This is a genomic window from Metabacillus idriensis (genome assembly GCF_009674765.1).
In the GTDB taxonomy this organism is placed as follows: domain Bacteria; phylum Bacillota; class Bacilli; order Bacillales; family Bacillaceae; genus Bacillus_P; species Bacillus_P idriensis.
Map to the genome: position 1 here is coordinate 193,332 of NZ_WKKF01000004.1, position 26,866 is coordinate 220,197.

The 26,866-nt window shown below is 41.2% G+C and carries 27 protein-coding genes; 20 read left to right on the forward strand and 7 right to left on the reverse strand.

Features of this window, described 5'->3' with window-relative positions; all coding sequences use genetic code 11:
* Position 1: 1 nt before the first annotated feature.
* Complete coding sequence (locus GJU41_RS15570) at positions 2 to 805, reverse strand: NAD kinase (protein ID WP_070876490.1); 804 nt, start codon at positions 803 to 805, stop codon at positions 2 to 4.
* A 218-nt stretch (positions 806 to 1,023) separates the two neighbouring features.
* Between GJU41_RS15570 and sppA the strand changes: the two genes are divergently transcribed.
* The 10 genes from sppA (at position 1,024) to GJU41_RS15620 (ending at position 10,490) form a co-directional block, all read left to right on the forward strand.
* On the forward strand, positions 1,024 to 2,028 hold the full coding sequence (gene sppA, locus GJU41_RS15575; protein WP_070876489.1) for a signal peptide peptidase SppA: 1,005 nt from the start codon (positions 1,024 to 1,026) through the stop codon (positions 2,026 to 2,028).
* Between the two features lie 15 nt (positions 2,029 to 2,043).
* Entirely contained in the window at positions 2,044 to 2,559 is a 516-nt protein-coding gene (locus GJU41_RS15580) for an RDD family protein (RefSeq protein ID WP_070876488.1), read from the forward strand.
* Positions 2,560 to 2,706: 147 nt separating this feature from the next.
* The gene (locus GJU41_RS15585; protein ID WP_170292809.1) at positions 2,707 to 3,318 is read left to right on the forward strand and encodes a DUF2953 domain-containing protein; all 612 of its coding nucleotides are present in this window, start codon (positions 2,707 to 2,709) and stop codon (positions 3,316 to 3,318) included.
* A gap of 15 nt (positions 3,319 to 3,333) precedes the next feature.
* Positions 3,334 to 3,804, forward strand: a complete 471-nt coding sequence (gene ytfJ, locus GJU41_RS15590) for a GerW family sporulation protein (protein ID WP_070876486.1) — start codon at positions 3,334 to 3,336, stop codon at positions 3,802 to 3,804.
* 175 nt (positions 3,805 to 3,979) lie between these two features.
* Positions 3,980 to 4,480 (forward strand): thiol peroxidase, encoded by a 501-nt coding sequence (tpx, locus tag GJU41_RS15595; RefSeq protein ID WP_070876485.1) that lies wholly within the window; start codon positions 3,980 to 3,982, stop codon positions 4,478 to 4,480.
* Positions 4,481 to 4,985: 505 nt separating this feature from the next.
* Positions 4,986 to 5,975, forward strand: a complete 990-nt coding sequence (locus GJU41_RS15600) for a class I SAM-dependent methyltransferase (RefSeq protein WP_070877750.1) — start codon at positions 4,986 to 4,988, stop codon at positions 5,973 to 5,975.
* Between the two features lie 241 nt (positions 5,976 to 6,216).
* A complete protein-coding gene (locus GJU41_RS15605) occupies positions 6,217 to 7,404 on the forward strand; it encodes an acetate kinase (protein ID WP_070877749.1) in 1,188 nt (395 codons plus the stop codon).
* Between the two features lie 214 nt (positions 7,405 to 7,618).
* Positions 7,619 to 9,034 carry a Na+/H+ antiporter NhaC family protein gene (locus tag GJU41_RS15610; RefSeq protein ID WP_175443526.1) on the forward strand — a complete coding sequence of 472 codons (1,416 nt, stop codon included), beginning with the start codon at positions 7,619 to 7,621 and terminating at the stop codon, positions 9,032 to 9,034.
* A gap of 99 nt (positions 9,035 to 9,133) precedes the next feature.
* Positions 9,134 to 9,988: an EcsC family protein gene (locus tag GJU41_RS15615; RefSeq protein WP_070877747.1), complete on the forward strand. Its 855-nt coding sequence runs from the start codon at positions 9,134 to 9,136 to the stop codon at positions 9,986 to 9,988.
* Positions 9,975 to 10,490, forward strand: coding sequence for a MogA/MoaB family molybdenum cofactor biosynthesis protein (locus tag GJU41_RS15620; protein ID WP_070877746.1), 516 nt, complete (start codon positions 9,975 to 9,977; stop codon positions 10,488 to 10,490). Before GJU41_RS15615 ends, GJU41_RS15620 begins: the two co-directional genes overlap by 14 nt.
* A gap of 54 nt (positions 10,491 to 10,544) precedes the next feature.
* Here the strand turns inward: GJU41_RS15620 and GJU41_RS15625 are convergent, their stop codons facing one another.
* On the reverse strand, positions 10,545 to 10,856 hold the full coding sequence (locus GJU41_RS15625; RefSeq protein ID WP_070877745.1) for a hypothetical protein: 312 nt from the start codon (positions 10,854 to 10,856) through the stop codon (positions 10,545 to 10,547).
* Positions 10,857 to 11,041: 185 nt separating this feature from the next.
* On the opposite strand from GJU41_RS15625, the gene GJU41_RS15630 reads away from it, so the two are divergent.
* The 3 genes from GJU41_RS15630 (at position 11,042) to GJU41_RS24685 (ending at position 13,881) form a co-directional block, all read left to right on the forward strand.
* Positions 11,042 to 12,253 carry an argininosuccinate synthase gene (locus GJU41_RS15630; RefSeq protein ID WP_070877744.1) on the forward strand — a complete coding sequence of 404 codons (1,212 nt, stop codon included), beginning with the start codon at positions 11,042 to 11,044 and terminating at the stop codon, positions 12,251 to 12,253.
* Entirely contained in the window at positions 12,250 to 13,623 is a 1,374-nt protein-coding gene (gene argH, locus GJU41_RS15635; RefSeq protein ID WP_070877743.1) for an argininosuccinate lyase, read from the forward strand. Before GJU41_RS15630 ends, argH begins: the two co-directional genes overlap by 4 nt.
* 87 nt (positions 13,624 to 13,710) lie before the next feature.
* Positions 13,711 to 13,881: a hypothetical protein gene (locus GJU41_RS24685; RefSeq protein ID WP_170292810.1), complete on the forward strand. Its 171-nt coding sequence runs from the start codon at positions 13,711 to 13,713 to the stop codon at positions 13,879 to 13,881.
* Positions 13,882 to 13,908: 27 nt separating this feature from the next.
* Here the strand turns inward: GJU41_RS24685 and GJU41_RS15640 are convergent, their stop codons facing one another.
* Positions 13,909 to 15,207 (reverse strand): cytosine permease, encoded by a 1,299-nt coding sequence (locus GJU41_RS15640; RefSeq protein WP_070877742.1) that lies wholly within the window; start codon positions 15,205 to 15,207, stop codon positions 13,909 to 13,911.
* A 373-nt stretch (positions 15,208 to 15,580) separates the two neighbouring features.
* Here GJU41_RS15640 and GJU41_RS15645 point away from each other — a divergent pair, with 373 nt between their 5' ends.
* From GJU41_RS15645 to GJU41_RS15665, 5 genes are all read left to right on the forward strand, one after another.
* Positions 15,581 to 16,339 (forward strand): SDR family oxidoreductase, encoded by a 759-nt coding sequence (locus GJU41_RS15645; RefSeq protein WP_070877741.1) that lies wholly within the window; start codon positions 15,581 to 15,583, stop codon positions 16,337 to 16,339.
* Between the two features lie 293 nt (positions 16,340 to 16,632).
* Positions 16,633 to 17,751 carry an alanine dehydrogenase gene (gene ald / locus GJU41_RS15650; protein WP_070877740.1) on the forward strand — a complete coding sequence of 373 codons (1,119 nt, stop codon included), beginning with the start codon at positions 16,633 to 16,635 and terminating at the stop codon, positions 17,749 to 17,751.
* A gap of 119 nt (positions 17,752 to 17,870) precedes the next feature.
* Positions 17,871 to 18,554, forward strand: coding sequence for a metal-dependent hydrolase (locus GJU41_RS15655; protein WP_070877739.1), 684 nt, complete (start codon positions 17,871 to 17,873; stop codon positions 18,552 to 18,554).
* A gap of 129 nt (positions 18,555 to 18,683) precedes the next feature.
* Positions 18,684 to 18,923: a hypothetical protein gene (locus tag GJU41_RS15660; protein ID WP_070877738.1), complete on the forward strand. Its 240-nt coding sequence runs from the start codon at positions 18,684 to 18,686 to the stop codon at positions 18,921 to 18,923.
* Between the two features lie 70 nt (positions 18,924 to 18,993).
* Positions 18,994 to 20,313, forward strand: coding sequence for a DRTGG domain-containing protein (locus tag GJU41_RS15665; RefSeq protein ID WP_070877737.1), 1,320 nt, complete (start codon positions 18,994 to 18,996; stop codon positions 20,311 to 20,313).
* 400 nt (positions 20,314 to 20,713) lie between these two features.
* Here GJU41_RS15665 and GJU41_RS15670 read toward each other — a convergent pair whose 3' ends face one another.
* A complete protein-coding gene (locus tag GJU41_RS15670; protein WP_070877736.1) occupies positions 20,714 to 21,010 on the reverse strand; it encodes a YtpI family protein in 297 nt (98 codons plus the stop codon).
* Positions 21,011 to 21,158: 148 nt separating this feature from the next.
* On the opposite strand from GJU41_RS15670, the gene GJU41_RS15675 reads away from it, so the two are divergent.
* Positions 21,159 to 22,094 carry a DHH family phosphoesterase gene (locus GJU41_RS15675; RefSeq protein WP_070877735.1) on the forward strand — a complete coding sequence of 312 codons (936 nt, stop codon included), beginning with the start codon at positions 21,159 to 21,161 and terminating at the stop codon, positions 22,092 to 22,094.
* A gap of 4 nt (positions 22,095 to 22,098) precedes the next feature.
* Here the strand turns inward: GJU41_RS15675 and GJU41_RS15680 are convergent, their stop codons facing one another.
* From GJU41_RS15680 to ytrH, 3 genes are all read right to left on the reverse strand, one after another.
* Entirely contained in the window at positions 22,099 to 22,281 is a 183-nt protein-coding gene (locus GJU41_RS15680; RefSeq protein ID WP_070877734.1) for a YtzJ family protein, read from the reverse strand.
* Between the two features lie 167 nt (positions 22,282 to 22,448).
* The gene (gene ytrI, locus GJU41_RS15685) at positions 22,449 to 22,952 is read right to left on the reverse strand and encodes a sporulation membrane protein YtrI (RefSeq protein ID WP_070877733.1); all 504 of its coding nucleotides are present in this window, start codon (positions 22,950 to 22,952) and stop codon (positions 22,449 to 22,451) included.
* Positions 22,949 to 23,287, reverse strand: a complete 339-nt coding sequence (gene ytrH, locus GJU41_RS15690) for a sporulation membrane protein YtrH (protein WP_070877732.1) — start codon at positions 23,285 to 23,287, stop codon at positions 22,949 to 22,951. Before ytrH ends, ytrI begins: the two co-directional genes overlap by 4 nt.
* A gap of 137 nt (positions 23,288 to 23,424) precedes the next feature.
* On the opposite strand from ytrH, the gene dnaE reads away from it, so the two are divergent.
* Positions 23,425 to 26,787: a DNA polymerase III subunit alpha gene (dnaE, locus tag GJU41_RS15695; protein WP_070877731.1), complete on the forward strand. Its 3,363-nt coding sequence runs from the start codon at positions 23,425 to 23,427 to the stop codon at positions 26,785 to 26,787.
* Positions 26,788 to 26,866: the final 79 nt, after the last annotated feature.

The window sequence follows — 26,866 nt, forward strand, 5'->3', positions numbered from 1 at the left end:
TTTATAAAAACGTGCGTTTTACTTTTTCCCAGAACGAATTATCCTTTAGTTTTACCGTCTTGATAATGGATTGGCTTAGTGAGAGTTCTATTTTTTCGACGTGGCGGATGCTGAGTGCATCGTTATCCATGCCTATGACAGGATGATCATTTCCATCCTGAACAATTTTCAGGGTCAATTTTCTGTCTCCGCTTAAGATGAATGGAGATCCAAGTGTACGGTATTTATTGTTATTAAGTGACGCAAGCTCGCTTACTTGAAGGCATGGAAGAAGCGGATCGACAACAGCACCCTGTACAGATTTATTGTAGGCAGTGCTTCCTGTCGGTGTTGAAATAATCATGCCGTCTCCTCTGAATGTTTCAAAATGCAGGTCGTCAATAAATACATCAATAACAAATGTTTTAATAATGCCAGAGCGAATAGAACATTCATTCAGGCTCTGAAACGTTGTGTGTCCGTCGATTGTAACATCGAGAATCGGGTAGCGTCTTACTTCAATTTGTGCTTCTTTCATTGCTTCAATGATTTTATCTGTTTCTTCAATTTTAAAGTCGCAATATAGGCTGACCGTTCCTTTAACGGAAATGCCCACATACAGACAGTCAGCTCTGAAATTCGTTTTTCTGACGGCCTGAAGGAACGTGCCGTCACCGCCTATGCTTACAATAATATTGGCCTGTTGGGAATCAGGTACAACTTTAAATCCCTGTTCTTCAGCCAATGAGGTAAGCCCTTTCACTTTTTGTACTAGTTCATTCTCTTTTTTGTAATAAAAATAAACGTTGCGGCGATTATCCGTCATGTTGGTCCTCCTTAAAGTTGGAAAAGTTACACAATCTTAGCAAATGGTGTTACAATACTTTATGGTGTTTAGTTTACCATTTCTATCATAATTATTGAAAGAATTGCTCGTTTTTTTTGTAAAGTTTGCTGGTTAAACCCAAGAAATTACTTTATGTGAAAAACGGCTGTTCATTGTTGAAAACTATTATGTCTCGCAAAAATCAGGGAGGAATCATCATGAATGGAAAACGATGGGGGGCCCTTGTCATTGCTGCTGTCCTGTTTGGTATTTCAGTTGTCGTCAGTTTAACCAATATGGCTTTGGCAAACAGCAATGCTTTTACAAATGCCCTCACTGCCAATGAAGAATTTACAGAAACGGTTTTGGAACCTGGAAATGAATCTAAAAAAATTGTTGTACTTGAAGTAAACGGAGTCATTCAGGATACAGGGGAAAATGTCACTTCCTTTTTTGAAACAGCAGGATATCAGCATCAGCAATTTTTAGATATGATTGATGCTGCTGCGAAAGATAAAAGTGTTCGCGGCATTATGCTGAAAGTGAATTCTCCGGGCGGTGGAGTCGTTGAAAGTGCAGAAATACATAAGCATTTAATTGAAGCAAAAGAAAAACACAAGAAAAAGATCTATGTTTCTATGGGCACTACCGCTGCCTCTGGAGGGTATTATATCTCAGCTCCAGCTGATAAGATCTATGCGGCTCCCGATACATTGACTGGTTCATTAGGGGTTATTATGCAGGGGATTAACTACAGTGGTCTTGCAGAGAAGTACGGCGTGAAATTTGAAACGGTTAAAAGCGGTGAGTTTAAAGACATTATGTCTCCTGCGCGCGAAATGACGCCTGAAGACAGAGACATTCTGCAGACTATGGTTAATAATGCATATCAGGGCTTTGTTGATGTGATTGCAGATGGACGCGGATTGTCTGACGGAGAAGTGCGGAAACTTGCTGATGGCCGTATTTATGATGGCCGCCAGGCAAAGGAATTAAACTTAATTGATGAACTGGGTTACTCTGATGATGCTTTAAAAGGAATGAAAAAAGATTTGAAAATAGAAGGCGCTCACGTTGTTGAATATGAAACAAGTGCAGGTCTTGATTCGCTGCTTGCTCTTGGCGCCAATAAAGTGTTCAGCGAGGAGTTTGAACTGATGGGATTATATCGCTTTTTCTCACAATCGAATTCACCTCGTATGATGTACCTGTATTCAGAATAAGAGGAGGTTTTGCAAATGGATGCTACGTATGAAGAAGGACATAACCACGAGCAGCCTTTTCAAAGAATAGAAGAAAGCCATCCAGTAATGAATGTTCATTACGCAGGCTTCTGGCTCCGGTTTTGGGCTTATTTAATTGATTTAATTGTGATTGGAAGCGTAAATCGCATCGTCTTTCATCCTTTATTCACATGGCTTGAGATTCCGACATCAGATAATTTCATTTTCTCCCCTATCCAAATTTGTACAGCAGTCTCTTTCTATCTGTACTTCGTCTTCATGACAAAATACCTGGGGCAGACATTGGGGAAAATGGTATTCGGGCTTAAAGTAATATCCCTTAAGAACGAAAAGCTTTCGTGGAGCACTGTGTTATTCAGAGAGCTGATTGGACGTTTCATTTCTAAATTTACTTGGATTGGCTATGCTGTCACTGCATTTACGCCTAAAAAGCAGGGAGTCCATGATCTCTTTGCAGATACATCTGTCATAACGGAATATTTGAAAAAAAATGAACCTGCTGCCGAGTAATGGCTGCAGGTTTATTTTTTTTTTGGAGGGTGATAATGAATGATTGAAAGGTTGTGAAGAAAGGTGTTATGGATCTGGATTATTGCATGTGCACTTTTTTTGTTCTTTCTTTTCCTTTTTTTCATGAAAATAACGGTGATTTTTGATTTGAAACATATCGGAGACGATGATGAAATAAAAATCAAGCTGAAAGCCGTGTTCGGGCTGCTGAAGTATACCATCAAAATCCCTCTCGTAAAAGTAGATCCGAATGGGCCAAATCTAATTTTAAAAGAAGAGAAAAAAATGGGTGAGGCAAGTAACCCTAAAGAAAAAGATGAAAAAATCTCTCCTGATGATTTTTTGACCAGTTTAAAAGATGTGAAAGAATTAACGCAGCATATCGTTCATTTACACGCTATTATTCGAAAGTTTTTAAAACATGTGCAAGTTGTTAAATTTGAATGGCGTTCTCAAATCGGAACAGGAGATGCAGCAGCTACAGGCATGCTTATTGGACCTGGCTGGACAATAAAAGGCGCCGCGGTAGGGATTATCAGTACCTATATGAAGCTGAAAAACCAGCCAATCTTGTCAATAGAGCCGAATTTTCATCAAAAGAGTTCTAAAACAATCCTTTCATGTATGCTTCACTTTCGAACAGGGCATGCTATTGTAGCGGGATTACGCTTGCTCAAATATTGGAGAGGCGGACGTCCAACCTTTATTAATCAGCAACTTTCTTTTCTTTCAAAAGAAAAGAAAAATAAACCAGCATAGAGGAGGCTACTTATCATGAGTGATCATCCGATTCAAGGACTTATGAAAACAGCTATGGAAAACCTGAAACAAATGATTGATGTAAACACGATCATTGGTGATCCTGTAGAAACACCTGATGGCAGCGTCATTTTAACAGTTTCAAAAGTTGGTTTTGGATTTGCAGCTGGCGGAAGTGAATTTAATGCCTCAGGCCACGAGGAAAAAACTCATACTGGAACAGGTGCAGGCGGATCGTCGGGAGGTCAGAAGCTGCCTTTTGGCGGAGGAAGCGGGGGCGGTGTCTCCATTACTCCAATTGCTTTTTTAATTGTCGGTACAAATGGCATCAAAATGCTGCATTTAGATGAAAGCACGCATTTATATGAAAAGATTCTTGACACAGCTCCCCAGGCGGTAGAAAAAATTCAGGGGATTTTCAAAAAAAATCGCAGTAACAGCAATCAGTCGCAAAATCAGCAGCAAAAAGAAGATTTTGATATTTAATAACAGGCGCCTGTCATTCATTGACTGGCGCTTTTAATATGAAATCAATGCCGGAACGTTTATTTCCCTTACAATAATTTAAATATTTCGTAAATGAACAGGCGTAAACATTGCAAACGCGCTGTAATCAAGCTATATTTACACTGTACATACTTATTAGGGAGGAGTTTTTTTAATGGCATCTATTACATTTAAACAAAATCCAGTAACGCTTATCGGCAACGAGGTAAAGGTTGGGGACACGGCACCGAATTTCACAGTGCTTGCAAATGATATGTCTGAAGTTTCATTATCTGACTCTAAAGGACAAGTCCGTATTCTATCTGTTGTACCTTCAATTGATACAGGGGTATGTGATGCGCAAACACGCCGTTTCAATGAAGAAGCAGCTAAATTGGATAACTTAAAAGTATTAACTGTCAGTGTAGACCTTCCTTTTGCACAAAAGCGCTGGTGTGCAGCTAACGGCATTGAAAATGTCCAAACAGTATCTGATCACCGTGATCTATCTTTTGGAGAAGCGTACGGTGTGCATATCCAGGAATTAAGATTATTGGCTCGTGCTGTATTTGTAGTTGACAGCAATGACAAAGTGACATACGTTGAATACGTAAGTGAAGCAACAGATCACCCGAATTACGATGCTGCAATTGAGGCTGCTAAAGCAGCAAACTGATGATTGCCAAAAAGAACCTCATGGCCCCGGGGCACTGAGGTTCTTTTTTTTCTTCTAGACGAACGGATTTTTGTCCTCAACCGGACTCTTTGATTCCACTTTTCATCGAGCCGAATGGATTTTTGTCTTCAACCGGACTCTTTGATTCCACTTTTCATCGAGCCGAATGGATTTTTGTCTTCAACCGGACTCTTTGATTCCACTTTTCATCGAGCCGAATGGATTTTTGTCTTCAACCCGACTCTTTGATTCCACTTTTCATTGAGCGGATTTTTGTCCTCATACGAACTCTTTGATTCCACTTTTCATCGAGGCGAACGGATTTTTGTCCTCAACCGGACCCTTTGTTTCCACTTCTCCTCAAACCAAACAGATTCGTGTCCTTATACGAACCCTTTGTTTCCTTTTTTGTTTGCGAAAAAAGCAGGACTCGGGGTTTGCGGCTTGAAATATATAATACTGATCAGTAGAATGAGGAATACGAACATTGAAGGAGGAAACGACCATGCAAGCCGTTTCGAAAGTAGAGAAGCTGTTTAGTTTGATGAACGAATCAGCTGAATTGATTTCAAAAGAATTGAATTGTACATATATAGAGGCAGTCGCTGAAACTGGAGAAAATTTATTTCAAGGTGAAGTACTTCAGGAGGATATGAGCGAAATCGCCAAAAAGAACCTAGCAAAAAAATATGAACAATCTAATATCCGTTCATATGAAAAAGAAGAAATCCGCAAAGCATTCCAGCTCGTTATCTTAAAAGGGCTGAAAGAAGGAGCCCATGCCAATCACCAAATGACCCCTGATACAGTGGGCTTATTCACTGGATATCTTGTGAATAAATTCGCTTCAGATCAAAATGAAATCTCCATTCTTGATCCAGCAGTAGGGACAGGGAATTTATTAACTGCTGTTCTAAATCATTTGAAACAAGAGCATACAGAAAGCTTCGGCGTGGAAGTTGATGACCTTCTTATAAAGCTTGCTTTTTTAAATGCAAATCTGGGAGAGCACTCCGTTCAGTTTTACAATCAGGATTCACTGGAACCCCTTTACATTGATCCAGTCGATTATGTCATTTGTGATTTGCCGATCGGCTATTATCCAAATGATGTTGGAGCAGACAAATTCAAACTCAAAGCAGACAGCGGCCATTCTTACTCCCACCATCTCTTTATAGAGCAGAGTATTAATTACACAAAAGCAGGAGGCTATCTTTTCTTTATTGTCCCAAACCATTTATTTGAATCAAAAGAAGCTCCAAAGCTGAAGGAATACTTGAAAGAACAGGTCATTGTTCAAGGTCTTCTGCAGCTGCCGGAATCTCTATTTAAAGACAAACAGCATGCTAAAAGCATTTTTATCCTTCAGAAAAAGGGAGAGGGCGTCTCAGCTCCTAAACAGGCAATGCTTGCCGAACTTCCAAAGTTCTCGGATAAAGCAGGCATGCAGTCGATAATGAAACAGCTGGACAGCTGGTTTGCAGAGAATAAATAGTGAGATTTAATAAGGAAAGGCCGGTGTCGGCCTTTCCTTTTTCGCGCTGAAAAATCAGAATAAAATGAATATAACCTGTAAACGATTGCATGCCGCAAATGTACTTGAAATGTCTTACATGCAATGTTTAAATGAGAAAGTCAGATAATATTCGGGTTCATTTGTAAAGAATAAGGAAGAGAACCATTTCTTATTTTTTAAATAGGCAAAGTGCTTTATATAAAAAGGAGCGGTAAACATAATGGCAAAAGTAATTGCAATTAATGCAGGGAGCTCTTCTTTGAAGTTCCAATTATTCGAAATGCCGGCTGAGGACGTATTAACAGCTGGTCTTGTAGAACGCATCGGTTTAGATCAAGCAGTATTCACGATCTCAGTAAATGGAGAAAAAATTACAGAAACGACTGATATTCCAGATCATGCTGTTGCTGTTAAAATTCTTCTTTCTAAATTAACTGAGCTTGGAATTATCAATTCCTTGGATGAAATTGAAGGGATTGGCCACCGTGTTGTTCACGGCGGTGAAAAATTCGATGATTCCGTACTCATTACACCTGAAACACTGAAAGATATTGAAGAGCTTTCAGAACTTGCTCCTCTTCATAACCCGGCTAACGTTGTCGGCATTAAGGCTTTTAAAGAGGTTCTTCCAAACGTGCCTGCTGTAGCTGTTTTTGATACAGCTTTTCATCAGACAATGCCGGATCAATCTTTCCTATACAGCCTTCCATACGAATACTATGAGAAATTCGGCATCCGTAAATACGGCTTCCACGGAACGTCTCATAAGTATGTTTCTGAAAGAGCGGCTGAATTATTAGGCCGTCCAATTGAACAGCTTCGTCTTATTTCCTGCCATTTAGGAAACGGTGCAAGTATTGCTGCAATTGAAGGCGGAAAATCAATTGATACTTCTATGGGCTTTACCCCGCTTGCTGGCGTGGCAATGGGTACACGTTCAGGAAATATTGATCCAGCTTTAATTCCATTCATCATGGAGAAAACGGGTCATTCTGCGATTGAAGTTTTGGATATTTTAAATAAAAAATCCGGTCTGCTTGGAATTTCAGGCTTATCATCTGACCTTCGCGATATTACAAAAGCTGCAGAAGAAGGCAATGATCGTGCAAGAACTTCATTAGAAGTATTCGCAAGCAGAATCCATAAATATATTGGATCTTATGCAGCGCGCATGTCCGGTGTAGATGCGATTATCTTCACGGCCGGAATTGGTGAAAACAGCATCGACATTCGTGAACGTGTCCTTCGCGGCTTAGAATTTATGGGTGTATACTGGGATCCTGCTCTTAATCAGGTCCGAGGCGAAGAGGCGTTCGTAAGCTATCCTCACTCACCAGTAAAAGTCATCATTATTCCTACAAACGAGGAAGTTATGATTGCCCGCGATGTTGAGCGTATTGCTAAATAATAAGAATTGATTGATAAGAAGACAGTCATCGTTGATGGCTGTCTTTTTGTTGTCTTCCTGTCTGCAAGCTGCATTAGTGGAAATGTTCTATTTTTGGCACACTATTAAGATAAGCGGAACCGACTGTTCTGGCCGAGGGGCTAGGAGGTGAAGCTAGACACCAATCCGCAAATTTTTTCTTTTTAAAAAATGCATGAAGGAAGGAGCAATCTGTTTGGAAAACGCCTGGCTCTCACTTGTTCCGTTTTTAATCGTTATTGCCCTATCAATATGGCTTAAAGAAATTTTGCCTGGTCTTGTATTTGGTCTGCTGGCAGGTTCTTTTATTGTAAATCCTGATCTTCTAGGAGGTCTGGAGGAAGTCCTGAATTATGTATTAAAAACGCTATCAGATGATACAAATATGAAAATTATCGGTTTTCTGTATTTGTTTGGCGGGTTAGTCGGAATGATGAAAATATCCGGAGGAATTAAAGGGTTCTCCGAGTGGGTCGGAAAGAAAGTAAAGTCAGAGAGGGGACTGCTCAGCATTATTTGGCTGTCTTTGCCTTTCACCTTCATGATGCCGATGTTCAGGATTATGATGATTGGTCCTGTAATAAAATCATTGATGGAAAAAAGCGAGCTGTCGAAACAAAAAGTTGGTTTTACGATGGATGTTTCAACCGCATCAACGATTGTTCTTTTGCCTGCAGGTACAGCATTTACTGGTTTTATGCTTTCACTGGTAGAGGGCGGAATTGAAAGAAATCAGCTGGACTTCGCTCCCTATGAGATTTATCTCTCAAGCATCCCTTTTAATTTCTTTGCGATTGTCATGCTTGTGCTTGGATTGATCAGCACCTTTAGAAAACCTAAAAAAAAGATCCGTGCTAAAAGTGAAAAGGCAGCGGCAGAAGAACATCCCTATCATGGAATTGGTCTTAAGCAGGAGCTTGAAGAAGTAAATGCCGAGCCTTGGCATTTAATTATTCCTTTATTTCTTCTTCTCGGAGTATCTATGTTTCTTCTTTGGCAGGATGGCAGGGAAAAGGGCGGAAATACAATATTTCAAGCTTTTGCAAAAGCGGATGCGACCTTTGTTATGCTGCTTGCTGTTTTCTTAACACTGGTAATTACTTTCCTGTTTTACAGCATACGCCGTGTCCCGCTGAAAGAAACACTTTACCATTTTTATGATGGAGGCAATCAGATGATGCAGGCAATCATTCTTCTGATTCTAGTATGGGCCCTGTCACTTTCAGCAGAGGATATTGGTTTTTCTGATTTCATCAGTTCGACGCTTGGCAATGTTCTGCCTGCTTCCGTCGTGCCGGCTATTATCTTTTTGCTTGGATCTGCTGTCGGTTATTTTATTGGATCCTCCTGGGGGACATGGGGGTTATTTATGCCGCTTGGAATTACACTTGCTGTCGCTTCAGGTGCTTCCATCCCGCTTACTGTTGGTGCAGTATTTGCAAGCGGGGCATTTGGCGCCATGACCTCCCCGCTTGGAGACACTACCATTACTACAGCCTCCATACTCGGTATGCCTGTGGTAGAGTATGCCCGCTACAAATTGAAATTTACTTCAATCGGCTGTGCCGCTGCTGCCATATTGTATGTAGCCGCTGGTTTTTTACTGAAATGAGCCGTTAAAAAACACTTAAATAAGACCGATGAAACCTTAAGATTCAATATGATATAATTGAAGAAATAATGGAGATGTCTGGAAACAGGAGGAAGGAATATGACGCTTTCAAATCGGGAAAGTCAGCTGCTTGCAGAAATAAAAGAGTGGGAACAGCAACTAGGGGAGGATTTTCGCTCAGATTTTGGCCGCACGTATGATAAATGGCTAAATCGAAAGCTTAATGAAATTCCTGAGCCAATTAAACGAAAATTTTTTGATAAGCTAGACGATATTCTCTTTCATTTGCATTCTTTCATTCAAAATTCTCATGTGCAGCATGATGCAAGACAGCAGCTGCTCATGACAGCAAAAACGTTTGACGAAGATATTCATCATATATATGATCTGAAAAAACTAAGTGTTGATCAGCTGCACTATATATCAGACTTACAATTGTCCAAGCATCGGCTTTATTCATTCGTTCAAGGCGGCTTAGCAGGCACAGGAGGATTTCTATTAATGGGAATTGATCTGCCGGCTCAAATGCTGCTGAATCTGCGTGCCGTTCAAATGACGGCTTTAAGCTATGGATATGAAGTGAATTCTCCTTTTGAAATGATGACATCTTTAAAAGTTTACCATGCGGCGCTTCTGCCCAAGCATCTGCGCTATAAGCAATGGGCTGCGCTGACAGAGGATCTTAGGAACAAAGATGAAAATCCGTTTTTTTACGAGGGAGAAGATAAGCTTGCCAATCAGGCAAGCATTGATCACTTAATTAAACAGCTTGTTAAAGTATCCGCAATTACCATGCTGCGTAAAAAGATGATTGGCGGAATTCCCTTGATCGGCATGGCTATCGGTGCCGGAATCAACTACCAGCTGACAAGACAAATTACAGATTTTGCCCATCAATATTACCGCTACAGGCTGCTGCTTGAAAAAGAGGATGCCGATTATGAGTTCAATTGAACATAAATTGCATGCACCTGCGAAGGTATTCTGCAAAATTATAACAGTCAGTGATACTAGAACGCCCGATACGGATAAAAGCGGCCAGCTCATTTCAGAACTTATTCAAAATGCAGGCCATGAAATTGTGCAGTATGAAATCATTCCTGATGAAGAAACGTTAATTAAAAGCGCTGTTATCACCGGATGCAAATCCAGTGAAATTGATGTCATCCTTCTAAACGGCGGCACTGGAATCGCAAAAAGAGACGTCACCATAGAAGCAGTTCAAAGTTTGCTTGAAAAAGAGATCCCGGGCTTTGGAGAGCTATTCAGAATGCTCAGCTATCAGGAGGATATCGGATCATCAGCGATCCTGAGCAGAGCCATTGGAGGCGTTGCTGATGACACTGTCATCTTCTCAATGCCAGGTTCAGCGGGTGCTGTTAAACTGGCAATGGAAAAGCTGATTATACCCGAACTGGGGCACGTGGTCAGAGAGGTTAAAAAAGATTTGAAATAATGCATAAAAAAACATCGCCGTCTTCGGTGATGTTTTTTTATGCATTCCTATTCATTAACCATGCATCCGTTCTGACACGTTTTGATGCAGCCTGAACCAGAGCCACAAGTCATTAATAACGGATGCATGCTCAGATATTTCTGCGTTAAGTCTGCAGGATCTTGAAAAATCCTCTTCGTTGTTCAATTCATTCTGTTTAGCATTAATCTGATCTTCTATTTTTGCAATATGGTCGGGTATGCTCCCGCGGATCTTTTCCCATTGCATCAGGATCGATTCCTGTTCATGGGGATGAATCTTTTCCCACTCCACTTCGAGGCTTGGACAGTAGATTCCAAGCCGCTCGCTAAAACGAAAATGTCTCATTGCCATTCCCCCGTGCATAAGCTTTCCTTCATTTTACATGACACTTGTATAAAATTCACGATTATTTCATAAAAAGTTTTGCGAAATCTATTGAAAAACCATGGATAACTTGTTAAAGTGGTATTTATCAAATGAATAGTTATGAATCCAAATTAATATTTATACATCCGAGAGGGGAAATTAAAATGACTTTAAATAAAAAAGTAGTGTTGGCTTATTCAGGCGGTTTAGATACTTCAGTAGCAATCAAGTGGCTTCAGGATCAAGGATACGAAGTGATTGCATGCTGTTTAGATGTCGGTGAAGGAAAAGATCTTGCATTTATTCAAAGCAAAGCGCTGCAGGTTGGAGCTTCTAAATCATACGTAATTGATGCAAAGAAAGAATTTGCTGATGAATTTGCATTGGTGGCACTTCAATCACACGCTTTATATGAAGGAAAATACCCGCTTGTATCTGCGCTGTCACGTCCTTTAATTGCTAAAAAGCTAGTAGAGGTTGCGGAGCAGGAGAATGCCATTGCAGTTGCGCATGGCTGTACGGGAAAAGGCAATGATCAGGTTCGGTTTGAAGTATCTATTAAAGCTTTAAACCCTGACCTTGAAGTGCTTGCCCCAGTCCGTGAGTGGAGCTGGTCGCGTGAGGAAGAAATTCAATATGCACAGGACAACAATATCCCGATACCAATTAATCTCGGCAGCCCGTTTTCAATTGATCAGAACTTATGGGGCCGAAGCAATGAATGCGGAGTTCTTGAAGACCCATGGGCAGCTCCTCCTGAAGAAGCATATGACCTGACAAATTCAATTGAAAATACGCCGGATACACCTGAAATGGTGGAAATTGAATTTGAGCAAGGCGTACCGGTTTCATTAAATGGCACAGCTTACCCGCTGGCAGAGTTAATCCTTCATTTAAATGCACTTGCAGGCAAGCATGGGGTCGGAAGAATTGATCATGTAGAAAATCGTCTTGTTGGCATCAAATCACGTGAAGTATATGAATGCCCGGCTGCGATTACGCTGCTTAAAGCTCATAAAGAATTGGAAGATCTGACTCTTGTTAAAGAAGTGGCACACTTTAAACCAGTTATTGAAATGAAGCTGACAGAACTCATTTATAACGGCTTATGGTTTTCGCCGCTGAAGGATGCCCTGCTGGGATTCCTGAAAGAGACACAAGCGTATGTTACAGGAACGGTACGGGTAAAACTCTTTAAAGGTCATGCCATTGTTGAAGGCAGAAAATCTGCATACTCTCTTTATGATGAAAAGCTTGCAACATATACAACTGAGGATTCATTTGACCATCAGGCAGCAGTCGGCTTCATCTCGCTTTATGGACTTCCTACTAAGGTCAGCAGCATGGTGCAGGGAAAAAAGAAGGTGAACGTATGAAAAAACTGTGGGGTGGACGTTTTCAAAATACACCTGAAAAATGGGTGGATGAATTTGGAGCATCCATTTCATTTGATAAAGAACTCGTTCTAGAAGATCTTCAGGGAAGTCTTGCGCATGTTCATATGCTCGGACAATGCGGGATCATTGAACCTGCTGAAGCCGAGCAAATTAAAACAGGCCTTCTTCTTTTAAAAGAAAAGGCTGAAAACGGCGAGCTTGCGTTTTCCGTGGATTACGAAGACATCCATTTGAATCTTGAAAAGCTGCTTATTGATGAAATCGGACCTGTAGGAGGGAAACTGCATACAGGCAGAAGCAGAAACGATCAAGTTGCTACAGACATGCACCTTTATTTAAAAAATCATGTGAAGGAAATTACTCAGCTGATTACTTCCTTTCAGCAGACGCTTTTAGAAAAAGCAAAAGAAAATGTAGAAACGATTTTACCGGGCTATACTCATCTTCAGCGTGCACAGCCAATTTCGTTCGCACATCACCTTCTTGCCTATTTCTGGATGCTTGAGCGGGATAAACAGCGCTTTAATGAATCCTTAAAGCGCATCAACATTTCTCCGCTCGGCTGCGGGGCGCTTGCAGGGACAACTTTTCCGATTGATCGTCACTTGACGGCTGAACTGCTTGAGTTTGAAGGGATTTATGAAAACAGCCTTGACGGAGTCAGCGATCGCGATTTTATCGTTGAATTTCTGAGCAACAGCTCTTTGATGATGATGCACTTATCACGCTTATGCGAAGAACTGATTTTATGGTGCAGCCAGGAATTTCAGTTTGTAGAGCTTGATGATACTTACGCAACGGGAAGCTCCATGATGCCTCAGAAGAAAAACCCGGATATGGCCGAATTAATCCGCGGCAAAACGGGACGGGTCTATGGCCATTTATTTGCTTTGCTGACGACTTTAAAAGGATTGCCTCTCGCTTATAACAAAGATATGCAGGAGGATAAAGAGGGAATGTTTGACACAGTCCGGACAGTAGAAGGAAGTCTGCAAATTTTTATTGGCATGATCGGAACGCTGAAAGTGAAAAAAGAGAAAATGAAGAAAGCCACAACAGAAGATTTTTCAAATGCAACGGAGCTTGCGGATTATCTTGCTAAAAAAGGCATGCCTTTTAGAGAAGCACACGAAGTAGTTGGAAAACTCGTTTATACTTGCATTGAAAAAGGCATTTATTTAAAAGATCTTTCACTCGAAGAATATCAGGATGCGTCTTCGTTATTTTCTTCAGATATATTTGAAACAATCGATCCTTATACGGCGGTTGCCAAAAGAATAAGCGATGGCGGCACGGGTTTTTCAAAAGTAAATGAAGCAATAGCTAAGGCTGATAAAGCATTACTGTGAAATTTGAAGGTTTTACCATCGTAATCAGGCCCATTTTCACAAACGATAGTAAAGAATACACTATCTGAACACAAGGAGCTGTTACCGATGGGAAAAGAAAAAGATCCGAAAAGTCAATCTGCTTATTATGATTATGAAGGAGAAAATGAAACATCACAGCTAATTACAGATGCTTATTCAAGCGGAGTAGTTGAGCAGCAGTACGAACAAAATTTCCTTCAGGAAAATCTTCAGCCGCGAGACGAAGATAAAGAATAGTTTTCATTCAAATACAAGAAAAAGTCATCAATCATGATGACTTTTTTCTGTTTTAATAAGGATCAAGCAAAGCAGCCCAGAGAAGATAAATGTAAAAAAACCAGGTGAAAAACGATCAGGAATGATGAAATAAATACATATCCCGCAAATAATGGCGACTGCGGCTCTTCCGTTTATTTGCTTTGAGGAGATTTGTGCTGTTTTAAAATGATTCATCACAAATTCCACGACAATAACAGCAGATAGTGGAATAATCGCGGATCCCATCAAAGAAATGAAATAAGAAGCTTCCGTGACAAACGCAGGAATTGTACTCAAGCAGATGGCCGCTATGCCGAAAACAGCTGCACTTTTCAGTCTTCCAAGTGCCGGGAAAATATTCAGCAGGCTGAAGGCACCTGTATAAGCATTGTTCAGATTGATTGAAAACATCGATAAAATCGAACAAAGTAAAATGACCATCACGACTGGAATGGAATCAGTTAATGTACTTGCTGATATGAATGGATTCAGCTGGTTATAATAAAAGGCACTATATGCCCCAAAGCATGCTGTCAGGAAAAATCCGAATAGATTGCCGGCATATAAGCCGAAAAATCCATGCTTAGGAGATTTCGCATATCTCGCCATATCCGCTGAAGCGCTGACACCAGAAATATACTGGACAAATACAAGGCTTGCATAGAGAGCCATTGTCAATAAGGCAGAATTTGAGTCTATGGGCATATTAGATGCTGAAGGCGGTGCTGACCTTGTAGTAAAATACAAATAGAAAATCACTCCTTGTCCAGCAAGCAAAAAAGGCAGGAAATATTTTGTGATTTTTTTTACAGCATCAAAGCCTGCAGCTGCAATTGCTGCCATGCCTGTTCCAAGCAGCATAGCCAGGGGAGCGAATTCAAGTTCAATTTGAAAGTAGCGTCTGCAGATCTCAATGATCATCAGTGTACCGCCTATTGTTTGAACGCAGAACCAATACAGTGATGTAATAGTGCGCACCGGTGAAGAGAAAAAGCGCGCTCCTTTTGTTCCAATAAAAGACCTTATCGCATATTGTGCAGGAATTCCGTGAACTGAGCCGGGAAGCGATAAAAGCGAGACAAAAAAGAAGGCAAGTGAAGCTCCAATCACTGTGCATAGTACTGCCTGAAAAAAAGAAAGCCCCCCCTCCATAACGGCCAGTGCAGGAAGAAGAAAATTGCCTGCATTAACAGAAAACGAAAATTGAATGATAAAATAGTCAAACCAGGAAGTGCTGCGAAGTTCCTTAGGGACAGCCTCTAATCCGAATTGTTCAAGTTTTGATGCGATCGCAGATTGCGCCATGATTTTTCCGCCTTTGTTAAATATTCATTATATGTAGCTTGATCATCTGCGGACTCCATGCTGTTATAGATTCAGATTTGCAGAAGGTTCAGGCAGTGTCAAACCCGGACTTTTCGGGTGAATTTTTATCTGTCTGCCTGCGCTAACCGGGAGATTCTGCTTTTCGTTATTGTCTAGCTCCACCGCCCAGCTCCTCGGCCAGAACGGCTCATCCAGCAAAGGAAAAAAGCGCCTTCGCTGGCTGATCCTTATCTGTCTGCCTGTGCTAGACGGGCGATTCCGCTTTTCGTTATTGTAAGATTGTTTTCATTTCAATACAATGAAAAAGATAAATAGTATACTATATCCCGGTTCACCGAGGAGGATTTTAACGTTGAGACATGCCATCATAACAGCTGGTTCAAAAGGTTTAGGAAGAAAAGTGACGGAGCTGTTCCTGTCTGAAGGCTACTCTGTCACAATTAATTACCGCAGTGATGAATCTGCCGTTGCGCAGCTAAAGAAACAATATGCACATCTTGAAGACCGCATGCTCTTTATTAAAGGGGACGTAACAAAAAAAGAAGACCTGCTTTATTTAGTTGATGAGGGATTCAAAAAGTTTGGCCGCATCGACTGTTTAATTAATAATGCCGGCCCTTACATATTCGAAAGAAAAAAATTGGCTGATTATCTTGACGCGGAATGGCATGAAATGATAGACGGCAATTTGACCGCTGTCTTTTATCTGCTGAAAAAAGTGATTCCCATCATGCGAAAACAGCAATACGGACGCATTATCACTTACGGTTTTCAAGGAGCTGATTCATCATCAGGCTGGCTGCATCGTTCTGCATTCAGTGCAGCTAAAACCGGTCTTGCATCTCTCACTAAAACGATTGCGATTGAGGAAGCAGAATACGGCATAACAGCCAATATGATTTGCCCTGGCAATATCACAGGAGAGATGAAGGAAGCAAGTATTTCTCAGGCAAGAGAGGTTCGCGACCCGGATACTCCTATTGGCAGATCAGGAACGGGAGAAGATATCGGAAGACTGATTGCGTTTTTATGCAGTGAAAATTCAGATATGATTACCGGGGCTGTCATCGAAGCCACCGGAGCTGTAAATGTATTGAATCGCCGCCCATAATGTGCACCTCAACTCATGTTGGGGTGTTTTTTATATAAAAAAATTCGCACATTTGTGTCCAGCTGTATCACCCAACTCCTCGGCCAGAACAAATTCCCCGAAAAAGGCAAAACCGGCCTTTTCCGGTGATTTCTTATCTGTCTGCCCGAGTCTGACCAGTCGGTTCCGCTTTTCGTGGTAAACGCACATTTCCTAGAATAGATTTCCAATTTTGGTGAGTTTCCATATGATAAATTAAGGAAATACTTAAAATAGAACCGGAATGAAATGGAAATGATACAGGAGGAAAAATGATGAAGATCGGCATACCTAAAGAAATTAAAAATAACGAAAACCGCGTGGCCATGACCCCTGCTGGTGTCATTCCCCTTGTTCAGGCGGGGCATGAGGTGTATATTGAGCAGAACGCAGGGGAAGGATCGGGTTTTCCGGATCATCAGTACATGGAAGCAGGTGCGAAAATCGTTGCTTCACCAGAAGAAGCCTGGGCGCCCGATATGGTGATGAAGGTAAAGGAGCCCCTTCCATCTGAATACCAATACTTTCGTGAGGGGTTAATTTTATTCACCTATCTGCATCTTGCTGCTGAATCAGAGCTTACCCGTGCACTGATTGACCGGAAAGTAGTTGGGATTGCTTATGAAACGGTTCAGCTTCCAAACCGCTCATTGCCTCTTTTAACACCGATGAGTGAAGTGGCCGGAAGAATGGCTTCACAAATTGGCGCGCAATTTTTAGAAAAACCAAAAGGCGGAATGGGTATCTTATTGTCAGGAGTACCCGGAGTGAAGCGCGGGAAAGTGGCCATTATCGGAGGCGGGGTAGCCGGAACGAACGCTGCCAAAATCGCCGTCGGACTTGGGGCCGATGTTACCATGCTCGATGTAAACCCGGACCGTCTGCGCCAGCTGGATGATATTTTTGGAAAAGAAATCACCACGCTCATGTCAAACCCCTACAATATTGCTTATGCTGTCAGTCAGTCAGATCTTGTGATTGGAGCTGTGCTGATACCGGGGGCAAGAGCTCCAAAGCTTGTGTCCGAGGAAATGGTCCAAAGCATGACTCCGGGTTCAGTCATTGTCGATATTGCAATCGATCAAGGAGGTATTTTTGCTACCACAGACAGAATTACCACTCATGATAATCCAACATATGAAAAGCATGGCGTCCTTCACTATGCTGTGGCCAATATGCCTGGTGCTGTGCCAAGAACTTCAACGATTGCTCTGACAAATGTAACTGTTCCTTACGCAGTGCAAATCGCAAATAAGGGTTACAAAAAAGCATGTCTGGAAAATGAATCGCTTTTAAAAGGACTCAATACATTAAACGGTTTTGTAACCTATGAAGCAGTGGCGGAATCTCATAGATTAGCCTATTCTGATGCGAGAGCATTGCTGGGTGAATAATCGAGTACAGCGGACATTGAAAAGAATGTCCGCTTTTTCGTGCCTGCTTGAAGGTTATAATGTGACATCAATGGTCATTTTTAGTACGATAAAATTATCAATGGATTGGGAGTGAGAAAATGAAGGTTTCATACCATGGACATTCAGTTGTGAAAATTCAAACGGATACACATACGATTGTCATTGATCCATTTATTAATGGAAATGGCCAGACAGACTTGAAGGTTGAAGATTTAAAAGTTGATGTTATATTACTGACACACGGTCATAATGACCACGTCGGAGACACCATTCAGCTTGCGAAACAAAACAATGCCCTGGTTGTTGCTCCTTTTGAACTTGCTACATATTTGGGATGGAAAGGATTAAATGTCCATCCAATGCATATTGGCGGATCGCACACATTTGAATTTGGAACGGTTAAATTTACTCAGGCATTTCATGGTTCAAGCTATGAAGAGGAAGAGGAGCAAAAAATCGTTTATACTGGCATGCCAGCTGGGATTCTCTTTAAAAATGATGGGAAAACGGTTTACCATGCAGGGGATACGGCGCTCTTCTCAGATATGAAGCTTCTGGGAGAATTTGAAGATCTTGATCTGGCCTTTTTGCCGATCGGGGATAATTTTACAATGGGACCAGAGGATGCTGCAATTGCTGCAAAGTGGATCAAAGCAAAAACGGTTGTTCCTATGCATTACAATACATTCCCTGTCATTGAACAGGATCCAAAAGAATTTGTCAGCAGACTCTCCGGCAATACCGGAAAAGTGATGGAAGCTGGAGAATCTATTAAACTATAAAACGCAGGCGGGGGTTATTCCTCCGCTTTTTCTATGTCAATTTTTCTTCTTTTAAATCCCCGGTGTTTCGCATGAATGAGAGGACCATCGCATAAAATGAAACAAGCTGTAAAAAGGAGTTGGTCTATAATGCGTATTCTTTATATCTTATTTGCCGGAGCCATTGTCTATTTTGCATTGCCCCGTCTGGATTTTTCAAGCAGCAGTTCTTTGGAAAGCTTCTTTTCTCTAGTTTGGCTGATCTTTGCTTTATGTGTGATTGGCGGCAATATGACGGGGCTGATTTATGCTCCTAAAAAACGTTCTGCAAAACGTGCAGCTGTGCGCAAGTACCAGGCAAAAACTAAGCAGCGTGCAGCAGCTCGTTGATATAAAGCGTTCACACCCTTATAATGAAATTGGAAGATAAGAATGGCTGATGAAAAAAGGGTGAAGAAGCTTGGCAACAAAGCATGAACAAATATTGCAGCATATTGATTCCCTCCCGATCGGGGAAAAGATCTCGGTCCGGCAGATTGCAAAAGATATGAGTGTGAGCGAAGGTACAGCTTATCGTGCAATAAAAGAAGCTGAAAATAAAGGGTATGTCAGCACGATAGAGCGCGTTGGAACAATACGGATTGAAAAAAAGAAAAAAGAAAACATCGAAAAACTCACATATGCTGAGGTTGTAAATATTGTTGATGGACAAGTTCTTGGAGGCCGTGCCGGACTTCATAAAACACTGAATAAATTTGTCATCGGCGCAATGAAATTAGAAGCAATGATGCGTTATACAGGCGCAGGCAACCTGCTGATTGTAGGGAACAGGACGAATGCTCATCAGCTTGCAATAGAAGCGGGTGCTGCCGTTCTGATAACAGGCGGCTTTGACACGGACGACCATGTCAAGAAAATTGCCGATGAAGCAGAGCTTCCGATTATTTCAACGAGCTATGACACCTTTACTGTTGCAACCATGATCAACAGGGCCATTTACGATCAGCTTATAAAAAAAGAAATTGTTCTTGTAGAGGATATTTTAACATCGCTTGATAAGACCGTATGCCTGAAAACGACTGATCCTATTGAAGAATGGTATCAGCATAACTATAAAACAGGCCACGGCCGTTTTCCTGTTATCGATCATAATTTAAAAGTACAGGGAATGGTTACATCAAAAGATGTGATGGGATATGAGCGCAATGTTTCTGTAGAAAAAGTGATGACGAAAAACCCAATTACCGTTATCGGCAAAACCTCCGTAGCATCTGCGGCACAAATGATGGTCTGGGAAGGCATCGAAGTCTTGCCTGTCGTTGATCAGAACAATCGGCTTGAGGGAATGATCAGCCGTCAGGATGTGCTTCAGGCGCTGCAAATGATTCAAAGGCAGCCTCAAATAGGAGAAAAACTGGATGATATTGTGACAAACCAGTTTGTAGTGATTGCCGAGGATGCTAAAAAGGCGAATGTATATCGCTTTCAGGTCAGTCCGCAAATGACAAATCATCTTGGAACGATTTCTTATGGAGTGTTTACAACGGTTGTCACAGAAGCAACAAATCGCTATTTGCGCACACAGAAAAAAGGCGAAATTGTTGTTGAGAATATTACGATTTATTTTATGAAGCCTGTTCAGATGGACAGTATGCTTGAGGTTCATCCGAAAATACTGGAAGTCGGACGCAAATTCGGAAAAATAGATGTAGAAGTGTTCAGCAATGGAGTCGTTGTCGGGAAAGCGATGATGATGGTTCAGCTTATAGAGAGAAGTTAAAAAGAAGGCTCTTTTCGTAAACATTGTTGCTTTTAGACTACATGTTAAATACCTTTAGTGGATCTACGCTGCAGGCATTTGACTCCTGCGGGAAATAGAGGGAAATGGGAGACCCCGCAGGCATAGCCGAGGGGTCCCAGCCGGACCGCGGAAAGCAAATGCCTGTAGCGGAAAGCAACGGACAACATTTATAATCGAAAACAAACAAAAAGAAAAAGGACGGTCATCCGTCCTTTTTCTTTTTTAAAAGATAAGAAAGTATAAAATTTTGTGCTTCGATGTCTAGCTCCACCGCCCAACTCCTCGGCCAGAACGGATTCGCCAGTAAAGGCAAAAAGCGCCTTTACTGGCGGATCCTTATCTGTCTGTCGGAGCTAAACGGGCGCTTGCGCTTTTCTTATCAGCCTTGCTTGGATTCCTTAAGAGCAAACGGCAAATAATGTTTATAGGCTTTATATCCTGCCCAGCTGCTTGCGAGTCCGACAATCATAAAAATGATTCCAACGACTAATGATACGGTTGAATGAAAAAGAAATAATTGATTGAGTCCAAAGAAAAAGACGAAAATTCCAAGGGCAATGCTTGACTTTGCAGAGAGCCATTGCTTCTCCATAGGCTTTTTTGTTCTGTAGAATTTGACTTTATAGAAGAGATAAAAGGAAAAGGCAAAGATGATCAGAATTACGAATACAGGCATTAAGTAAAACCTCCATATTAAACTTACATCCTCTATTTTAATCATTCTTGCAGTGAATTGCCATAACCAAAAGAGAAGATTCGCTTTTCTGCACGATGGTTTTTATGATTTAATTAGTCTATAAGCAGGTATGCAAAGGAGATTACATATGAAAAGTGAAATACTGTCAGCCATAAAAGAATATCAAACGATCATTATCCATCGGCATGTGCGGCCTGATCCGGACGCATACGGATCTCAGTGCGGGTTAGCTGAAATCATCAAAGCATCATTTCCTGATAAAAAAGTATTGCTCGCAGGGCTTGGGGAGCCGACTCTTGAATTTTTGTATAAGATGGACACTATTGCAGACCGGGATTTTGATGGCGCTCTAGTGATTGTCTGTGACACAGCCAATCAGGAGCGTGTTTGTGACCAGCGTTACCGTACAGGTGCAAAATTAATTAAAATTGACCATCATCCAAATGAGGATCCATATGGTGATCTGTTGTGGGTGGATACGAAAGCAAGTTCTGTCAGTGAAATGATTTATGAATTTTACCTTTCAGGAAAAGAAGATGGACTTGTTTTGCCTGATAAAGCGGCTCAGCTGATTTATGCAGGCATTGTTGGAGATACAGGCCGTTTTCTTTTTCCGAGCACAACGAAAAAAACGCTGAGGTACGCAAGTGAGCTCGTGGAGTACAACTTTGCTTTCACAGAAATTTACGATGAGTTATATAAGACAAAGGTGAATGCAGCTAAGCTTAGCGGATATGTTCTTCAAAATTTTAAACTTTCATCTTCAGGTGCTGCATCGATGATTCTGACAAAAGAGATTCTTGAAAAATTTGAAGTAAGTGCTTCTGAGGCTTCTCAACTGGTTGGGATGCTTGGCAATATAGAAGGTCTTCGGGCATGGGTCTTCTTTGTAGAGGAATCTGATCAAATTCGGGTGCGTTTAAGATCTAAAGGACCGATTATCAATGAGTTAGCCAAGAAATATCGCGGCGGAGGGCACCCACTTGCTTCGGGGGCATCAATCTATAACTGGGAAGAAGCAGAGCAGGTTCTTGCAGATCTTGAAAAAGTGTGTCAGGCTTAATCAATTATTTAACTGGGATAAACCAATATCCGAATTCGGTTGAATCTTCGTGGAAGGTCAGTCCTTGTGCAAGCAGTTCCTTTTTAATTAATGAAGCTAGTTCAGCAGACTCTGCATAAGCGGAAAAGCCTTCTTTCAGCCGATCAGCTTTTTCACGGGCCATCTTTTTGTGATTTAATACATACATCACATTCCCTCCTTCTAGAAAATGGGTGATTGGGTCTGATGCTATTACCATTTTACCCCATAGATGCGAGGGAGTGCGATGTAATTAATTGAAATTTCAAAAAATAATCCCATTTATTTAGTTGATTCCCTTTTAAAACGATTCATCCGGTTCGGAAGTCCCGGATGCTACTTTGCAAATGCTACTTTAAGCTCGATAAAAAGGGTCGTGTATATGAACATTTCCTCAATTTCCACTTTATATTGTTTGTCGTCAATTTTATAGACCTTATTTTCAATCGCTTTTTTCATCAGCTTCCGGCTTTTATAAACACTTTCTAAATCCTTTGCAATCACGTCAGAAATATCCTCTTTTACATGATCTTGAATCATATAGGTCATAAGCGATGTGAATTGATACCTTTCCCCGTTCACCAGAGTTACATGAATGTTTTGGACCCTCAGTTTTTCCTGATTGATTTTATTGAGCGTCTCAATTTCTTCTTTATAGCTCATATTGGCTTTTTTTAAATCCGAAATTGTATATGCCTGATCTTCAATCTTAGTTGTTAGTTCCTCCTGCCATTCACCGTAAATGTAGAGAAAGATACACCAGCTGACGACAGCGCCGAGAACCATTCCCGCGAAAAGCCGCTGCCAGGAAGGTCTTTTGTATAGAGGCGGAATTCTCATTGCGGCTGCTCCTGTGTCAGCCATGAAATAAGGAGCCAGCCTGTCTGGGCACCGCCCATAGCTGAAATAATAAGCAGAATCTGTTTGATGACATCCCGTGTTTCGCCTTCGAAAAATCCTCTTTCAAAGCTGTAAAACGTATCAAACGTACCGCCGATTGCAGCAACAAGCGCCCAAATTTTCAATCTGTTTGCAAGACTGTAAATGGTTGACAGAGGAGGCTCCCCGGCTAAATATGCTCCTACGCCGCCGATAATTGAACCGCCCAAGATCACTCCAAGCGCTATAAAATAACTATTTATAAAGGCTGGTATAAAAGCTTCTTTAACCTCCATTTTTATCATCATCCCCTTACTGACATGTATATGGACAAACACAGGGAAGTATGTGATGAGAAAGCTTCAATTTGTGTCACTTTTCAAACAGGAATATAATAAAACTATGAGAATGCCAGAAAGGGTGGGAACATAGATTGCCATTTGTTCACCTTCAAGTTCAAAGCGCCTACAGTTTGCTGAACAGCTCAGCAAGAATAGATAAGTTAATCGAAAAAGCAACATCATATCAATTCAAGGCTCTCGCTATTACAGATTTTCATACGATGCATGGAGCGATTGCTTTTTATAAACAATGCAAAAAACAAGGCATCAAGCCAATTATCGGACTGACAGCTTCGGTCATTTTAGAAGAGACCGGTGAGGATTCTGGGTATCCCCTTATACTGCTCGCTAAAAATAATGATGGATACCGGAATCTTTTGAAAATCAGCAGTGTACTGCAAACTAAATCTCCTCAAGGAATTAAGAGCAGATGGCTGAAATCCTACAGCAGCGGTTTAGCGGCCTTTACCCCCGGCAGAACAGGACTTGCTGAAAAGTATATTGGGGAGGGGAAAAGGGAAGAAGCAGTAAAGCTTCTCGAGATGTATAAGAGCTTTTTTAATGAAGGAGACTTCTATTTATCTGTTCAAAAGCATTCTCTTCAAGATGATTACAAAATGACTGAGGAAATCCTCAAGATAAGCCATCAAACAGGTCTTCCGCTTGTAGCAGCAAATGATGTTCATTACGTGGAAAAAGAGGACGCCTTTGCCCATAATTGTTTGCTTTCTATTAAAAATGGCTCAAAAATGGAAGATGACAGCGATTATGCGCTGCCTTCGAATCAGTTTTACTTTAAATCGCCTTCTGAGATGACTGAACTTTTTCAAGATTGTCCTGAAGCTCTGGAGAATACGCTGAAAATTGCTGAAGAATGCAACGTATCTCTTGAACTCGGAAAAACACAGCTTCCGAAATACCCTGCACCAGCCGGCCAATCAGCTGACGAGTATTTGGAAAGACTTTGTCTGCAAGGATTGAAACATCGTTTTTCAGAACCGGAAGATACATATTTTAAAAGGCTTGAGTATGAACTGGATGTTATCAAACAAATGAAGTTCAGTGATTATTTCTTAATCGTCTGGGACTTCATGAAGTATGCCCATGACCATCATATTTTGACGGGGCCAGGGAGGGGATCTGCTGCCGGATCCCTGGTAGCGTATGTGTTGAAAATCACAGATGTAGATCCAATTGAACATCATCTTTTATTTGAGCGTTTTTTAAATCCTGAACGCATCAATATGCCTGATATAGACATTGATTTTCCTGATACAAGACGGGATGAAATGATTGCCTATGTTGCAGAAAAATACGGTTCTATGCACGTTGCCCAGATTGTGACATTCGGGACGCTTGCAGCTAAGGCCTCGCTTCGTGATGTCGGAAGAGTCATGGGGGCATCAGCAAAAGAGGCGGATGTGCTGGCAAAGCTCATCCCTTCTAAACCCGGTACAACGTTAAAGCAGGCTTATTCAGAGTCTAAAGATCTGCAAAAACTTCTATCAGAGTCAGATTTATATAAAAAAATTTATGAAACGGCTCTGAAGATTGAGGGCCTGCCGCGCCATACATCCACACATGCTGCCGGTGTAGTGTTCAGCAGCGAGCCGCTGACTGACATCATTCCCATTCAGGATGGGCATAACGGGATCTATTTAACTCAATTTTCGATGGATTACCTTGAAGACCTTGGATTGCTGAAAATGGATTTCTTAGGCCTAAGAAACTTAACGCTTATTGAAAGAATAACAGGTCTTATTGAACGGAATGAGAAGAAAAAAATCGATTTCTCCAAAATTTCTTATAAAGATGAAAAGACATTTGAACTGCTCGGCCAAGGAGATACAACGGGGGTTTTTCAGCTGGAGTCTGAAGGAATGCGGAGCGTTCTTAGAAGGCTGAAACCAACAGATCTTGAAGATATTGTGGCTGTAAATGCCCTTTTTCGTCCGGGACCAATGGAAAACATACCTCTCTTTATAAATCGGAAGCATCACAGAGAAAAAATCGAATACCCGCATCCTGCACTGGAGCCTATCTTAAAAACAACCAATGGGGTAATCGTGTATCAGGAGCAGATCATGGAAATAGCCTCAAAAATGGCTGGGTTTTCTTTGGGTGAAGCTGATTTATTAAGAAGAGCAGTAGGGAAAAAAATTAAGGAAATGCTTGATCAGGAAAGAGAGCATTTTGTATCGGGCTGCATCAAAAACGGCTATGATGAAGCTTCTGCAAACAGCATTTATGATTTAATTGTTAAATTTGCAAACTATGGATTTAATAGAAGCCATGCTGTGGCCTACAGCATGATTTCGTTTCAGCTTGCTTATCTGAAAGCCCATTACCCTGTTTATTTTATGGCGGCACTTTTAACTAGTGTGATCGGAAATGATGAAAAAGTCGCTCAATATATTAGAGAGGCCAAGCAGCATGGCGTTGCTGTTTTGCCGCCATCTATTAACAGAAGTGAATATCCTTTTATTGTAGAAAAGGGAAGCATTCGATTTAGTCTTAATGCAATTAAAAATGTTGGAACAAACGCTGTTAAAGAAATCTATCAGGCAAGAAAGAAAAAGGAATTTGCCGATCTTTTTGATTTTTGTGTAAGGGTATCGATGAAAATCGTCAACCGAAAGGTGATGGAATCTCTCATTTTTTCCGGAGCAATGGATGAGTTTGAGGTGGAAAGATCGACGCTGCTTGCAAGTCTTGATTTAGCAATCGAGCATGCGGCACTTTTTTCTTCAGATGATGAAAATCAATATGATTTGTTTTTGGAAGAGGAAGAATTCAGTTTAAAGCCGAAATATATAGAAGTTGAACCATTCAAAATGGAAGAAATGCTTAAATTCGAAAAGGAAGCATTGGGCTTTTACTTTTCAAGTCATCCAGCATCAGCGCACTCGTTCTTATTTAATCGTTTTGGGGTTGTGAAAATCAGCGATGCGAAGCAATTGCTTCATCAGAAGGTGAAGGTCGGAGTATTTATCACAGCAATCCGCACGATCCGGACAAAAAAAGGCGAGGTTATGGCTTTTCTTGCTTTAAGTGATGAGAGCGGGGAACTTGAAGCGGTAGCCTTTCCGGCTGTTTATACAAAAGCCGGGGATATCTTTTCTCAAGGGAAAGTTGCAGTACTGAGCGGAAAGATTGAGAATCGCAATGATCGGCTGCAGCTGATTATATCAGATGCAGAAACCATTCAAGATCTCGAAAAGAGAACGAAAACACTATTCCTTAAAATTGAAGAGTCACATCTGGCTGAGGGGAAACTGCAGACTGTACAAGATACCCTCAAGCAGCATCGCGGCGGCACACCCGTTTTTCTTTATTACGAGAAGGACAAAAGAACCGTCCAGCTGCCAAGAGACTATTTTGTGGATGCAACTGACAGATGTTTGTCGGAGCTTAGAGAACTTTTAGGCAATCAGAATGTGGCAATAAAAGATTAAAAACGTTTAATCGGTGAATCCAAAAAAATACAAGTCTTTACAATAACTAAAATTATGTTATGATTTATTATTGGCTGGA

Bases quoted from the DNA above. Each gene is read 5' to 3' on its own strand.
- GJU41_RS15625 (WP_070877745.1), bottom strand. From the start codon at position 10,856: ATGAGACATTTTCGTTTTAGCGAGCGGCTTGGAATCTACTGTCCAAGC.
- ald (WP_070877740.1), top strand. From the start codon at position 16,633: ATGAAGATCGGCATACCTAAAGAAATTAAAAATAACGAAAACCGCGTG.
- GJU41_RS15620 (WP_070877746.1), top strand. From the start codon at position 9,975: ATGAGTTCAATTGAACATAAATTGCATGCACCTGCGAAGGTATTCTGC.
- ytrI (WP_070877733.1), bottom strand. From the start codon at position 22,952: ATGAGAATTCCGCCTCTATACAAAAGACCTTCCTGGCAGCGGCTTTTC.
- GJU41_RS15640 (WP_070877742.1), bottom strand. From the start codon at position 15,207: ATGGCGCAATCTGCGATCGCATCAAAACTTGAACAATTCGGATTAGAG.
- GJU41_RS15675 (WP_070877735.1), top strand. From the start codon at position 21,159: ATGAAAAGTGAAATACTGTCAGCCATAAAAGAATATCAAACGATCATT.
- GJU41_RS15655 (WP_070877739.1), top strand. From the start codon at position 17,871: ATGAAGGTTTCATACCATGGACATTCAGTTGTGAAAATTCAAACGGAT.
- GJU41_RS15605 (WP_070877749.1), top strand. From the start codon at position 6,217: ATGGCAAAAGTAATTGCAATTAATGCAGGGAGCTCTTCTTTGAAGTTC.
- GJU41_RS15660 (WP_070877738.1), top strand. From the start codon at position 18,684: ATGCGTATTCTTTATATCTTATTTGCCGGAGCCATTGTCTATTTTGCA.
- GJU41_RS24685 (WP_170292810.1), top strand. From the start codon at position 13,711: ATGGGAAAAGAAAAAGATCCGAAAAGTCAATCTGCTTATTATGATTAT.
- GJU41_RS15570 (WP_070876490.1), bottom strand. From the start codon at position 805: ATGACGGATAATCGCCGCAACGTTTATTTTTATTACAAAAAAGAGAAT.
- sppA (WP_070876489.1), top strand. From the start codon at position 1,024: ATGAATGGAAAACGATGGGGGGCCCTTGTCATTGCTGCTGTCCTGTTT.
- GJU41_RS15615 (WP_070877747.1), top strand. From the start codon at position 9,134: ATGACGCTTTCAAATCGGGAAAGTCAGCTGCTTGCAGAAATAAAAGAG.
- tpx (WP_070876485.1), top strand. From the start codon at position 3,980: ATGGCATCTATTACATTTAAACAAAATCCAGTAACGCTTATCGGCAAC.
- GJU41_RS15580 (WP_070876488.1), top strand. From the start codon at position 2,044: ATGGATGCTACGTATGAAGAAGGACATAACCACGAGCAGCCTTTTCAA.
- GJU41_RS15630 (WP_070877744.1), top strand. From the start codon at position 11,042: ATGACTTTAAATAAAAAAGTAGTGTTGGCTTATTCAGGCGGTTTAGAT.
- argH (WP_070877743.1), top strand. From the start codon at position 12,250: ATGAAAAAACTGTGGGGTGGACGTTTTCAAAATACACCTGAAAAATGG.
- ytrH (WP_070877732.1), bottom strand. From the start codon at position 23,287: ATGGAGGTTAAAGAAGCTTTTATACCAGCCTTTATAAATAGTTATTTT.
- ytfJ (WP_070876486.1), top strand. From the start codon at position 3,334: ATGAGTGATCATCCGATTCAAGGACTTATGAAAACAGCTATGGAAAAC.
- GJU41_RS15600 (WP_070877750.1), top strand. From the start codon at position 4,986: ATGCAAGCCGTTTCGAAAGTAGAGAAGCTGTTTAGTTTGATGAACGAA.
- GJU41_RS15680 (WP_070877734.1), bottom strand. From the start codon at position 22,281: ATGTATGTATTAAATCACAAAAAGATGGCCCGTGAAAAAGCTGATCGG.
- GJU41_RS15670 (WP_070877736.1), bottom strand. From the start codon at position 21,010: ATGCCTGTATTCGTAATTCTGATCATCTTTGCCTTTTCCTTTTATCTC.